Source organism: Marinobacter sp. NSM, from assembly GCF_052380025.1.
Classification (GTDB): domain Bacteria; phylum Pseudomonadota; class Gammaproteobacteria; order Pseudomonadales; family Oleiphilaceae; genus Marinobacter.
In genome coordinates this window covers 284,921-297,179 of the sequence record NZ_JBQTCK010000003.1, presented here as the reverse complement: position 1 = coordinate 297,179, position 12,259 = coordinate 284,921, and the positions used below count along the sequence as shown (strand labels likewise).

General features: G+C 59.0%; 14 protein-coding genes and 1 other RNA gene. 7 read left to right on the top strand and 8 right to left on the bottom strand.

What is annotated here, in order from left to right; genetic code table 11:
- Positions 1 to 100 precede the first annotated feature (100 nt).
- On the bottom strand, positions 101 to 781 hold the full coding sequence (gene rpiA, locus ACTZWX_RS09045; RefSeq protein ID WP_444713651.1) for a ribose-5-phosphate isomerase RpiA: 681 nt from the start codon (positions 779 to 781) through the stop codon (positions 101 to 103).
- Between the two features lie 133 nt (positions 782 to 914).
- Between rpiA and ilvA the strand changes: the two genes are divergently transcribed.
- A complete protein-coding gene (gene ilvA, locus ACTZWX_RS09040) occupies positions 915 to 2,456 on the top strand; it encodes a threonine ammonia-lyase, biosynthetic (RefSeq protein WP_444713650.1) in 1,542 nt (513 codons plus the stop codon).
- 341 nt (positions 2,457 to 2,797) lie between these two features.
- A complete protein-coding gene (locus tag ACTZWX_RS09035; RefSeq protein ID WP_444713649.1) occupies positions 2,798 to 2,965 on the top strand; it encodes a hypothetical protein in 168 nt (55 codons plus the stop codon).
- On the opposite strand, the gene ACTZWX_RS09030 is transcribed toward ACTZWX_RS09035, so the two are convergent.
- The 6 genes from ACTZWX_RS09030 to ACTZWX_RS09005 all read right to left on the bottom strand — a co-directional run bounded on the left by ACTZWX_RS09030 (position 2,947) and on the right by ACTZWX_RS09005 (position 6,382).
- On the bottom strand, positions 2,947 to 3,582 hold the full coding sequence (locus tag ACTZWX_RS09030) for a 5-formyltetrahydrofolate cyclo-ligase (RefSeq protein ID WP_444713648.1): 636 nt from the start codon (positions 3,580 to 3,582) through the stop codon (positions 2,947 to 2,949). The genes ACTZWX_RS09035 and ACTZWX_RS09030 overlap by 19 nt on opposite strands.
- Before the next feature lie 4 nt (positions 3,583 to 3,586).
- Positions 3,587 to 3,766, bottom strand: a non-coding RNA gene (ssrS, locus tag ACTZWX_RS09025) — 6S RNA.
- Positions 3,767 to 3,829: 63 nt separating this feature from the next.
- Positions 3,830 to 4,126 carry a cell division protein ZapA gene (locus ACTZWX_RS09020; protein ID WP_444713647.1) on the bottom strand — a complete coding sequence of 99 codons (297 nt, stop codon included), beginning with the start codon at positions 4,124 to 4,126 and terminating at the stop codon, positions 3,830 to 3,832.
- The gene (locus ACTZWX_RS09015; protein ID WP_061330711.1) at positions 4,126 to 4,332 is read right to left on the bottom strand and encodes a TIGR02449 family protein; all 207 of its coding nucleotides are present in this window, start codon (positions 4,330 to 4,332) and stop codon (positions 4,126 to 4,128) included. Before ACTZWX_RS09015 ends, ACTZWX_RS09020 begins: the two co-directional genes overlap by 1 nt.
- Positions 4,333 to 4,451: 119 nt before the next feature.
- Positions 4,452 to 5,729, bottom strand: coding sequence for an ABC transporter permease (locus ACTZWX_RS09010; RefSeq protein WP_444713646.1), 1,278 nt, complete (start codon positions 5,727 to 5,729; stop codon positions 4,452 to 4,454).
- Entirely contained in the window at positions 5,726 to 6,382 is a 657-nt protein-coding gene (locus ACTZWX_RS09005) for an ATP-binding cassette domain-containing protein (protein WP_444713645.1), read from the bottom strand. The genes ACTZWX_RS09010 and ACTZWX_RS09005 overlap by 4 nt, the downstream gene beginning before the upstream one ends.
- 126 nt (positions 6,383 to 6,508) lie before the next feature.
- Here ACTZWX_RS09005 and ACTZWX_RS09000 point away from each other — a divergent pair, with 126 nt between their 5' ends.
- Positions 6,509 to 7,024, top strand: a complete 516-nt coding sequence (locus ACTZWX_RS09000) for a DUF3299 domain-containing protein (RefSeq protein ID WP_152439154.1) — start codon at positions 6,509 to 6,511, stop codon at positions 7,022 to 7,024.
- Between the two features lie 12 nt (positions 7,025 to 7,036).
- Here the strand turns inward: ACTZWX_RS09000 and ACTZWX_RS08995 are convergent, their stop codons facing one another.
- Positions 7,037 to 7,636, bottom strand: a complete 600-nt coding sequence (locus tag ACTZWX_RS08995) for a ZrgA family zinc uptake protein (RefSeq protein ID WP_444713644.1) — start codon at positions 7,634 to 7,636, stop codon at positions 7,037 to 7,039.
- A gap of 187 nt (positions 7,637 to 7,823) precedes the next feature.
- Between ACTZWX_RS08995 and ACTZWX_RS08990 the strand changes: the two genes are divergently transcribed.
- From ACTZWX_RS08990 to ACTZWX_RS08975, 4 genes are read left to right on the top strand one after another with little or no spacing between them, the layout of a single operon-like run.
- The gene (locus ACTZWX_RS08990) at positions 7,824 to 8,420 is read left to right on the top strand and encodes a UPF0149 family protein (protein WP_431474233.1); all 597 of its coding nucleotides are present in this window, start codon (positions 7,824 to 7,826) and stop codon (positions 8,418 to 8,420) included.
- Positions 8,421 to 8,432: 12 nt separating this feature from the next.
- Positions 8,433 to 9,752 carry a Xaa-Pro aminopeptidase gene (gene pepP / locus ACTZWX_RS08985; protein ID WP_444713643.1) on the top strand — a complete coding sequence of 440 codons (1,320 nt, stop codon included), beginning with the start codon at positions 8,433 to 8,435 and terminating at the stop codon, positions 9,750 to 9,752.
- Positions 9,753 to 9,756: 4 nt separating this feature from the next.
- Positions 9,757 to 11,043 (top strand): 2-octaprenyl-6-methoxyphenyl hydroxylase, encoded by a 1,287-nt coding sequence (gene ubiH / locus ACTZWX_RS08980; RefSeq protein ID WP_444713642.1) that lies wholly within the window; start codon positions 9,757 to 9,759, stop codon positions 11,041 to 11,043.
- Positions 11,033 to 12,256, top strand: a complete 1,224-nt coding sequence (locus tag ACTZWX_RS08975; RefSeq protein ID WP_444713641.1) for an FAD-dependent monooxygenase — start codon at positions 11,033 to 11,035, stop codon at positions 12,254 to 12,256. The genes ubiH and ACTZWX_RS08975 overlap by 11 nt, the downstream gene beginning before the upstream one ends.
- Positions 12,257 to 12,259: the final 3 nt, after the last annotated feature.

Genomic DNA, 12,259 nt, shown 5'->3' with positions numbered 1-12,259 from the left:
GCGCAATCTCCGCCACCAAGCAAGCGCTTGGTTTGCATTTCGCCGGGCACAAAAAAAGCTGGCCCGGTTGGCCAGCTTTCTGGAGGCAGTCCGTAACCTGTCAGGCGCTGTTACGAGGGATGCTCTTCACGCCCTCGCTGGTGCCCAGCAACAACAGGTCCGCCGGGCGGCGGGCGAACAGACCGTTGGTGACCACGCCCACGATGTTGTTCAGTTTTTCTTCCATCTGGATCGGGCGGGAGATATCCAGGTTGTGGACGTCGATGATGATGTTGCCGTTGTCTGTGGTAACACCATCACGGTACACGGGATCACCGCCGAGCCTCACGATTTCCCGGCCAACATGGCTGCGTGCCATGGGAATAACTTCCACCGGTAGCGGGAAGTCGCCAAGGATGCTCACCATTTTCGAGTCGTCCGCAATGCAAATGAAGGTTTTCGCCACCGCCGCCACGATTTTTTCCCGGGTCAGCGCGGCGCCGCCGCCTTTGATCAGTTCCAGGTTGGCGTTGGTTTCGTCCGCACCGTCGACATAGAACTCCATCTCACTGACGCTGTTCAGGTCATAGACTTCGATGCTGTGCTTTTTCAGGCGTTCCGCAGTGGCTTCGGAACTTGCCACGGCGCCGTCGAATTCATCTTTGTACTGGGCGAGGAAGTCGATAAAAAAGTTAGCCGTGCTGCCAGTGCCCACGCCCACAATGCTGCTGCGTTCCAGTTTCGGGGCAATGTAGTCCACGGCTGCTTTGGCAACGGCTTGTTTGAGTTCGTCCTGCGTCATGGTGGGCTCCGGGAGAAAAAAGATGATTTTTCACGCATTATACGCGCCCAGTGTCTCTGCTTATAGACGGCTGCCGTGCAAAGTTTCTACACTGTAGGTTTTTCCAAGCCAATCACCAGCAACCGGAACCATCATGCCGCAACGCTACATCAAGAAGATTCTCGATGCGCGGGTCTACGACGTCGCCATCGAAACACCCCTGACTGAAGCCCGTAGCCTCTCCAAGCGCTTTGGCAACAATATTCTGCTCAAGCGTGAAGACCTTCAGCCGGTGTTTTCCTTCAAGATTCGCGGCGCCTACAACCGGATTGCACAGCTCTCCGAAGAGCAGAAAGCCAAAGGGGTGATTTGTGCCTCCGCCGGCAACCATGCTCAGGGCGTGGCGCTGGCAGCCAAGAAGCTGGGCATCAAGGCGGTGATCGTGATGCCCCAGACCACCCCGGAAATCAAGGTGCGCTCTGTGAGGGACCATGGCGCGCGGGTGGTTCTCAAAGGCGATGCTTTTGATGAAGCTGCGGCCCATGCCCAGGAACTGATCAAGAAACACGGCTATACCTACATCCCGCCCTACGACGACCCGGATGTGATTGCCGGCCAGGGCACGGTGGCTATGGAAATCATGTGGCAGTTCAGCCAGCCCATCCACGCCATCTTCATCTGCGTGGGCGGCGGCGGCCTGATTGCCGGCATGGCCGCCTATATCAAATACCTTCGCCCGGAAATCAAGGTGATCGGGGTCGAGCCGGAAGACTCCAACTGCCTGCAAGCGGCTATGAAAGCTGGCAAGAGGGTAGTGCTGGACGAAGTGGGCATCTTTGCCGATGGCGTCGCGGTCAAGCAGATTGGCAAATACCCCTGGGAAATCTGTAAGGATTACGTGGATGAAGTGATCACGGTATCCACCGATGAAATCTGCGCGGCTATCAAGGATGTGTTCGAAGACACCCGCTCCATCGCCGAGCCCGCCGGGGCTTTGGGTGTTGCCGGCATCAAGAAATACATCGAGCGTGAACAGATCGAAAACGAAAACCTGATTGCCACGCTCAGCGGCGCCAACATGAATTTCGACCGGTTGCGCTACATCTCAGAGCGCACGGAGATCGGTGAGAAGCGCGAGGCCATCCTGGCGGTCACCATCCCGGAACGCCCGGGCGCCTTCAAGACCTTCATAAACGCCTTGCACAAGCGCAGCATCACCGAATTCAACTACCGCTATTCGGACTCTGACGACGCCACCATCTTCGTCGGCATCCAGATCCAGGCCGGCGGCCACGGCCGGGAAGACCTGGTGAAGGAACTCCGCGAAAACGGCTACTCGGTGATCGACCTCACCGACAGCGACCTGGCCAAACAACACATCCGCCACATGGTCGGCGGCCATGCGCCATCGGTGGATAACGAAGTGGTGTTTCAGTTCGAATTCCCCGAACGCCCGGGCGCCCTGCTGAAATTCCTGATGTCCCTCGGCACCCGCTGGAACATCTCCCTGTTCCACTACCGCAACCACGGCGCTGCGTACAGCCGCGTGCTGCTGGGCGCGCAGGTGAATGAGGATGAGATTCCGGATTTCGAAAAGATGCTGGAGAAGGTGGGCTTCCGCTACGAGAACATGACCGACAACGAAGCCTACCGGCTGTTCCTGGGCTCAGGTAACGGAAGCGCAAACGAAAAGTAGAAATCGGGCCAAATCACCCAAGTAGAATCGGTCCTGGGGCTCCTTTCCGGGAATTTCGAAGGCCAAGGATGGCCTGAGAGAAGCGCACATGGATGTGCTCGTAGCGGTTCCCGGAAAGGAGCCCCAGGAGCGATTCGGCCTGCTTTCGCCAAACTGTTGTACCGGTTTCGGGCATTTATCAGCTGCGAGACACACCGGCGCCAAAAACCCTTACATAACTGTAACGAGTCAAAAATTGTAAAATCTAAGTTACGTGTTAGTCTTTCGTCTAATTCTCGAACTCGAGAATAGCTGGCTGATTTTCCAACTAATTCAATTCAAGAAGAAACGGGAAACACGTAATGGGTAACAAGCCTGACATCATCCGCGCCATCGTGCTAGTCTTTGCTGTCGGCCTTGTCATTACCGGCTTCACTTCCATCCAGGCCTCAGAAGACAAACGTGCCGACCGAGCGGCTGCGCCAGCGGTCGGGTTTATCCAGTCTGCCAATCAGGGTCTGAACCGGTAACAGCGCTGGTCCGTAACCACGCCGTGCAGGGGCACATCCCAGGATTCTATCGGTAATTCACGGACTTTCTGAAAATCGTGGGCCAGCCCTATCAGCTTGGGCGCCATGGCCGGCCTTATCCGGCTGAAGGCGAACGTGCGGTCATAGAACCCACCGCCCATGCCGAGCCTTCCCCCCTGCTCATCAAAACCTACCAGCGGAAACAGTACCGCATCCAGTGCCCAGGCCGGTCTGCGCCTTGAGCGCGGAAACGCCGGCTCCGGAATACCAAACCGATTGGCGGTCAGTTCAACACCGTCAAAGTACGGACTGAACACCAGTTTGCCCGGATACACCGGGTGCAGAATCGGCAGGTAAAACCGTATGCCCTTGCGCCGGCCCAAGTCGATATAAAGGCTTGGGTCGATCTCGCCGTCATTGGGCAGGTAGATGCCAATGTGCCTGGCGCGGTGAAGGGCCGGATGTTTCAGAAGATTCAGTGCCAGTCGTTCCGAGGCCTGTTGTTGCTGCTCTAGGGATAAAGCTCGGCGTTTTTGCCTGAGGTGCCTGCGGAGCTCCGTCCTGGACAGGGTGTCCGGATGGGATTCAAACGGTTGGGGAGAGTGAAACTGACTCAAAATAAAGCTTCCCGGGCTGCCGTTATCGGATGTAGCCCTTGAACCCAAAGTTCAAGGTCGGTGGCCGCTGTGACATATTAGGCTTTCCCCCTTGGGGGACGTGCTCACAATGCCCTGAAGTGGCCACCTGGGTAGTGCGCATCGGCTCGAGGACGTACCCGACCAGCGAACAGCCCAGGAAGTTAATCCCATTATACGGGCAGGGTCGGGGCCGATTGCAACCCCATTTCCCGGAATCTTTCCGAAATCAATTTCCGGACGATTCTCCGATGGCTTCGTCCAGCCGGTTGTCCATGGCTCTGAGCAAATTGCTGGTTGCGTGAGACATGGTGTCGCGCTCCAGCAGTTCGTGGGTAATGTTCAGCGCGGCCATCACGGCAATGCGCTCGGTTCCGAATACTTTGCCACTGGAGCGAATTTCCCGCATTTTGTTGTCCAGATGCCGGGCCGCACGAAGCAACGCCTCTTGCTCTTCCTGCGGGCAAGCCACCAGGTATTCCTTGTCGAGTATTCTGACTTCAACGGTGGTTGATGACTTTGACATCAGTGGTGCTCCAGCGCCCTCAGGCGGCCTATCATGGCTTCAATCTTGTTTTTGGCAAGATCGTTCTTGTGCATTAGCTGGGCTCGTTCCCGATTCCAGTCGTCCTGCAGCTCGCGCAACAGGGCGTTATCCTTCTCCAGCTTTTCGCAGCGTTCAATCAGCTTGTCCAGCTTGTCCGCTAATGCCTGTACTTCGGACTGTTCCATGACGTGCCCAACAACGGTGATGTAAGTGTGAGTAACTATAAGTGCCGACGCCAGACCGGTCAATTTAACGCATTGTCATGGCACTGTTTCTCGTGATGGCGATCACCTTTGGTTCAGATTCAGTCTGCGTTGGCTGCACCGAAGCCCTGTTTCCGACTCTTTCGCCAGCTACTGATGGCTGGCACCAAAGAAACCAGCAGGGCTGACGCTGGAACCGCAGCCAGCAATATCCATTCGTCCTGTTTCAACGGGCGCAGGCTGATCTGGATACCGAACTGCTCCAGCAGCCAGGGACTCAGGCCGGCAATTGCGCCAGCCCCGACAATCAGGGCGAGCAGACAGGCGGTGAGGGCCAATACCACACACTCGAAACTGTAGAGCGATGCGATCAGCGCCGGGGATGCACCCGTGGCCCTTAAAACTGCCACTTCGCGCTGGCGTTGAGCCTGCAAGGTAAGCAGCACCGCCACCAGTCCGATCAGACTGGTAACAACCACGAAGGCGCTGATGCCGAGCAGCGCTTTTTCAAACTGCCCCATCATGCGCCAAAGCTCACTCAGCGCGACACCGGGGAGAATGGCGGATAACGGCTCATCCCGGGACTGGTTCAGTTCCCGTTGTACCTGAAACGTGAGGATGGGCTGGCTCAGGCCGACAAAGGCTGCCGTGATGGCGTCTGGTGTAAAGTCCCTGGCTCTGGCGCGGTCCGGGGATAAACCCCGGCCAGGGATGGCGACACCGGATTCCCAGCCAACATGGATAGCTTCCATGGCATCAAGGCTGATATAGACGGCCTGGTCGACCGGCGTTCCGGTGGGTGCAAGCACGCCGGATATCCTGAAGGGCAGGTCGGTGTGATTGGAGAAGCTGGTGCGACCGCCCCCGTGAGACAGGACGATCTCATCGTTGAGGTGATGGTCGAGCTGCCTGGCAACACCTGCGCCGAGGACCACGTCGAACAGGTCGTCAAACCACTCGCCCTGGGCCAGTTCCAGAGACTGGTTGTTGCCGAACTGGAGCCGGGCCAGAAACTGGTCGTTGGTGGCGACCACCCGATAACCACGATAGCTGTCCCCCAGTGAAATGGGGATGGCCCAGTCAATGCGGCGATCCTGCTCCAGTTTCTGGAAGCTGGACCAGCGGATGTTGTTAGTGGCATCACCAATATGAAACACCGTGTACAGCAGCAGGTTAAGCTGGCCACTCCGGGCGCCGACAATCAGGTCAGTTCCGCTGATGGTGCTGGTGAAAGACTGGCGGATTTCGGTGCGCAGGTACTGGATGCCCAGCAGCAGAGACACGCTCAGGGTCAGTGTCAGGCAGACCAGAACGAGCACCCGGCGGCGATACCAGAGGCTGGCGGTAGCTAGGGAGAGGGCAAGTGTGACTTTGCTCATGGGGTCGCTCCCAAAGCTTGTTGGTGATGGAAGTGGCTGGCCAGTGCGCGGTCATGGCTGACAAAGACAACCGAGCTGCGCCGCTGTTCAGCCAACGCCAGTAGCAGGTCCAGAAAACGGTCCCGGTTGTCGGCATCCAGTGCCGAGGTTGGCTCATCAGCCAGGATGACTTCCGGCGCGCCAATCAGTGCCCGGGCAGCCGCCACCCGCTGTTGCTGGCCAACGGAGAGTTCGGTCACGCCTTTGTGCCAGTGGTCATCCGGGATCGCCAGCTGCCTGAGCAGGTCCGCTGCCGATGTCTCAGGGTCTGGGCTGGTGCGGGTGCGGCGTACCGCAGACAGGCGGCAGGGCAAGGTCACGTTGGCCAACGCGCTCAGGTAAGGCACCAGGTTGAACTGCTGGAAGACCACGCCCATGTGATTTGCCCGGAACCGGTCGCGAGCGCCGGCCTTCAGGCTGGACATCGGCTGTCCCAGAAGTTCGATAGTGCCCGACTCCGGGGCCAGCATACCCGCCAGTAATCCCAGCAGAGTACTCTTGCCGGTGCCGCTGGGGCCATGCAGGAACAGATGCTCTCCCTGGGCAAGCCGGATATCGGGAAAGGCCGTGGCGGTTGTCTGGCCGGGCCATCGAAAGGCCAGTTGGCGTGTCACGATTGCAGGTTCCGGTATACTGGAACCGGATTGGTTTCTTGCTGTCTCGGTGCTCATATCCGTATTGTCTTTGCCGTTGTATGATGGCGTCCGTTACACGGTTGACCCCATGGGGAGTGGTTGTACATGTTCGATACCTTGCAAACCCGGAACCTGCTTGCGCGGCTTGGACCGATGATACTGCTGATGGTTTCATCCATTGCCCTGGCAGAGCCGCGGGAGATCGACTGGCTGGAACTGATGCCGGCCGAGGATCTGGCGTTGCTGGAGAGTATGCCGGAAATTGAACACGAAGGAGACGGCCCCGCCCTGTTGCCGGATGAAATCATGACCGGCCGGGTTGTTCCGGAGATGGGTAACGTTGAAGGTCGGATTCCGGGTTTTGTCGTGCCCCTGAAAGTCACCAACGACATGCGTATCCTCGAGTTCTTCCTGGTCCCCTACTACGGCGCCTGCATTCATGTGCCTCCGCCACCACCGAACCAGATTATTCACGTCAAATATGAAGAAGGATTCACGCTCCGGGCTTTGTATGACCCGGTGTGGATAGAAGGCGAATTGGTCATCGAACGTACCGAGAATGATCTCGGTACGTCCTCCTACTCGCTGGTAGCGACGTCGGTCAAACCCTACAGCGAGTAGTTCGCCGGGCTTCTACCGGGTCAGCCGGAACTGGATGTTACCCGGTGACAGACGTGTGGCGCCTTGTCCCAGTGGGCCGACCCACTGCACGTTCAGGTGTTGGAGTTCAGGGAAGCGGGCCATCAGGCCGGTTTCGAACTGAGCGGACTCCGATAGATTCGGGCAGTTGAGCGTCTGGGTAATTTCGATGTCTGCGTGACCGGAGTCGTGGTCATGGTCGTGGTCATGATTGTGACTATGGCTATGGCTGTGACCATGGTCATGCTTTTGGCCGTCGCCTTTCGCTTCACCCCAGCCCACGTGCATGGCGCTGGAGACCAGGGTGCAGTTGCCGGCCACGGTATTGATCATGGCAGTTTCACTGGCCCATTGTTCGGTGTCGTTCACCCGTTGTTGCTGTTCATCAGTGCGGGGCTTGTGCTCGAAGCCGATCAGGTTGTAGGCGGGTGACAGAAGCAGCAGATCTACGCGCTCGTTATCAATCGCCATTTGCAGATCGGCGTGCCCATGCTGGTGTGCGCCCGGGTTGTCGGAGGCTAGAACCGGCCATGCGGCCAGGCTGAGTGATAGCAGCAGGGTTGCAGAACGTGCGGATGCGCGTGGGTAAAACATGGTTGGTACCTCTCGCAGCTTTGATACGTTATAACATTTTTGATTTTTGCCAGTGCAAAAGCAAGCCTGCCGGTACCCGGAAGTGCCACTTGTCTGCCGGAATGCTAGGATAGAGGCTTGCTCAAATGTATACGGAACCCGGCTGGTAGAACGGCCAGGCTCCCCTGACACAGGAACACAGGGTTTCATGTCTGACACCGATAGCACAGGTGCTGCCCGCGCCGCTGAATTTGAACGCTGGGCCAACGTTTACACCACACACAAGGCGTTCAGCCACCCCTCTGAGCTGCACGGTGCATTGTGTGGTCGATTGGCGGCCGGTTCCCGTATTCAGGAAGACGAATGGCTGGCCATGGTTTGTGAACAGATGGGGCTTGGCATCCAGGCCGTGGAAGAGTCCGGGGATCTGGCGCCCTTTATGAACGGCGCCTACCAGACGGCGCTGGCGCAGTTGCAGTCGTCAGACCTCAGTTTTCACCCGTTGCTGCCGGATGACGATTACGCCATTGATCAGCGCCTTGAGGCACTGGTGGCCTGGGTTCGGGGTTTCCTGGAAGGCATGGCACTGGCGGCCGGAGCATCCCTGGGGCAGGCTCCGGACGAGATTCGCGAGCTGATTGAAGACATGGTGGCTATCAGCCAGTTGTCGGAAGATGAAGAATCGGATGAAGAAAGCGAGCAGCAGTTGCTGGAGATAACCGAATACATCCGGCTGGGTGCCCTGGCGGTATTTACCGAGTTTAACGAACCGGAAAAACCGGCCAACACCCCGACCCTGCATTGACCTGGAGACATCATGACCTCAATGATTTCCGTTAAAGAGTTTGCTGAGCGTCGGCGCAAGTTGATGGACCGTATGGCACCAGACAGCATCGCTATTTTGCCGGCGGCCCCGGAACGGGTCAGAAACCGGGATGTGTTGCATCCGTTCCGCCAGGACAGCGATTTCCAGTATCTGACTGGCTTCGGTGAGCCCGAAGCAGTGCTGGCTCTGATTCCCGGCCGTGAGCACGGTGAAACCGTGCTGTTTTGCAAAGAGCGGAACCCGGAGAAAGAACTGTGGGATGGTTTCCTGGTGGGGCCGGAGGGCGCCATTGAGCGCTTCGGTATGGACGATGCCTTTCCGATTTCCGACATCGACGACATCCTGCCCGGAATGATTGAAGGCCGCAGCCGGGTCTATTACCCGCTGGGCAAGGACCACGCCTTCGATAACCGGGTGATGGACTGGGTCAAGGTTATCCGCAGCAAGGTGCGTGCAGGCGCCCACCCCCCCGGTGAGTTTGTGGCCCTGGAACACCTGCTGCACGACATGCGTTTGTACAAGAGCGCGGCAGAAGTGAAAGTGATGGCCAAGGCTGGTCAGATCAGTGCCGAGGCTCATTGCCGTGCCATGAAGCGGGCGCGCCGGGGCGGTTATGAATACAACCTGGAAGCCGAGCTGATTCACACCTTCATGGAACACGGGGCCCGCTCGACGGCGTATCCTTCCATCGTAGGTGGCGGTGCCAACGGTTGCATCCTGCATTATATTGAGAACAGCGCGCCCCTGAAAGATGGAGACCTGGTGTTGATCGATGCCGGGTGCGAGCTGGAATGCTATGCCTCGGATATTACCCGTACCTTCCCGGTCAGCGGCCGGTTCAGCCCGGAACAGAAAGCCCTGTACGAAGTGGTGCTGGCGGCCCAGTACGCGGCGATTGATGCCGTACGGCCCGGTAATCACTGGAACCATCCCCACGAAGCGGCACTGAAGGTGCTTACCCAGGGGTTGATTGATTTGGGGCTGCTGTCTGGCTCCCTTGAGGATGCCATTGCCGGCGAGGCCTACAAGCCCTTCTTCATGCACCGGACCGGCCACTGGCTGGGCCTGGATGTTCACGATGTGGGCGACTACAAGGTGGGCGATGCCTGGCGCGAACTGGAGCCGGGCATGGCGCTGACAGTAGAGCCCGGTCTCTACATCGCGCCGGACAACGCCGATGTAGACGCCAAATGGCGAGGCATTGGTATTCGCATTGAAGACGATGTGGTGGTCACCAAAGAAGGTTGCCGTGTTCTGACCGGCGATGTTCCAAAGACCATTGCCGAGATCGAAGCGCTGATGGCGGACTGACACTGTGACAGACACCCGTACCGATACTGATCTGATCATTGCCGGTGGCGGCCTGGCCGGGGCCACCCTGGCGCTGGCGCTGGCGCGCGTGGTGCCGGAGTTACGGGTAACGGTAGTAGAAACCTTTCCACTATCGCCAGATGCTTTGCCCGAAGACTACCAGCCCAGTTACGACGCACGCTCCACGGCGTTGGCCTGGGGCTCACGGCTGATCTTCGAAAACCTTGGGCTTTGGTCGGTACTGGCGGAACATGCGACACCAATCCATCACATCCACGTGTCGGACCGGGGGCGATTTGGCGCAACCCGTTTGCATGCGCAGGATCATGGTCAGGCAGCCCTGGGCTATGTTGCCGATAACCGCTGGATGGGTCTGAGCCTGATGCGGGCACTGCTGGATACCCGCGTGAGCTGGCAGGCACCGGCGGAAGTTACCGGTATGACGCCGATACCTGGTGGTGTTTGTGTCGAGATTCGTAAGGGTGACGAACATTACAGTCTGACCGGGCAGTGCCTGGTGGTGGCTGATGGCGGCCGCTCTGGCCTGCGGGAACAGCTGGGGTTTGTGACCCGCACCGAGGACTACGGTCAGAATGCCCTGATTGCCAACGTCTCCACCAGTGACGCACACGGGTTTACCGCTTTCGAACGCTTCACCGAGGCGGGCCCCATGGCCTTGCTGCCCCATGGTTCGCCGGTGACGGCGGCAAACCAGTCCGCCCTGGTATGGACGCTCACCGACAGCGCACTGGAGCAGATACTGGCGCTGTCCGATGATCAGCGATGCCAGGCCCTGCAGGAGCGCTTTGGCTGGCGCCTGGGGCGTTTTACCCGGATAGGCGAGTGTCATCATTACCCGTTGAAACTGACCACTGTGGATGAAGCCGTGCGCCCGGGCGTTGCCCTGGTGGGTAATGCCGCCCACGCGCTGCACCCGGTCGCCGGGCAGGGGTTTAACCTGGCCCTGCGTGGGCTGATGACTCTGGTGGAGCAGTTCCGGCGGGCGGTGGACCAAGGCACGCCTCTGGGTGATCTGTCGATTCTGGGAGAGTACCAGCGCCTGCACCGGCAGGACTGGCAGCAAACCGTGCAGTTTTCGGATTCCCTGATTCGTGTATTCGGGCAATCATTGCCACCTCTGGCGGCCGCCCGGGACGCTGGCCTGGTGGGCCTTGATCTGTTACCCGGCGCCAAGCGCTGGTTTGCCCGCAAAGCCATGGGCACCGGTGGCCGCAAACCCGTTGTTTCCCGCGCTGATTGTTTGAAGGAGCCTGCCCGCAATGACCAGTAATTCCGGTAATCAGCCTATGGACATCCTGATTGTCGGCGGTGGCATGATTGGTTCGGCCCTGGCTCTGGGGCTATCCCGCCAGGGCTGGCAGGTCGGTTTAATTGAAGGCGCCCCGGTAGCGGAGTTGCTCGCACCGGCGGCCCCGGCAACGAATGTGCACGACTTTGAGCCCCGGGTCAGCGCCATCTCCCTGGCCAGCCAGCGTCTGCTGGATGAGCTGGGTGCCTGGCGGCGGGTGCAGGGCAGTCGCCACTGTGGCTATCGCCAGATGACGGTGTGGGATGGTGACGGCACCGGGCGTATCCATTTTGATGCTGCGGAGCTGCACGCCAGTTCACTGGGAACCATTGTTGAGAACCGGAACATTGTGCGCGCGCTGTTTAAAGAGCTGGCCGACAGTGACCTTACCCTGTTTGACGGTGTCCGGGTGAAAGCCTGGCATGGCCGTGACGGCGTTGAGCTGGAAGACGGCCGGCATCTGAATGCCCGCCTTGTGGTGGGAGCCGACGGCGCCCTGTCACGCTTGCGGCAATGGAGTGGCCTGGCCACGCGGGAATGGGATTACGACCAGCAGGCCATTGTGTGCACGGTTCGCACCCGTCAGTCGCACCGCTATACCGCGTGGCAACGCTTTTCGCCAACAGGACCGCTGGCCTTTTTGCCGCTGCTGAACGAAGCCGGCGATGACCATTTCTGCTCGATTGTCTGGTCTCAGGATACGCTGGAAGCCAAACGCCTGATGGCGCTGGACACCGAACCGTTCAGGCAGGCGTTAGGCGTTGCCATTGAGCAGCAACTGGGTGAGGTACTGGAGGTCTCCGGGCGTTTTGCCTTCTCGCTGCGCCAGCGCCACGCCAAGGACTATGTTACCGACGGCCTGGCACTGGTTGGGGACGCCGCCCACACCATTCACCCGCTGGCGGGCCAGGGTGCCAACCTGGGCTATGGCGATGTGAGGGCCCTGCTGGAAGAGTTGGCCCGGGCCAAGGCCCGCAACCTGGCCCCGGACGATGCCCTGGTGCTGGCCCGCTACCAGCGTCGCCGGAAAGGGGAGAATCTCACCATGATGGCGGCGATGGAAGGCTTCAAGCAGCTGTTTGCCCGGGATGAACTGCCAGTCAGATGGTTGCGGAATACCGGTATGCGTTGGCTCAACCAGTTGCCCATGCTGAAGAATCGGGTGGCGGCAGAAGCCATGGGTATCACGGAATAAGAG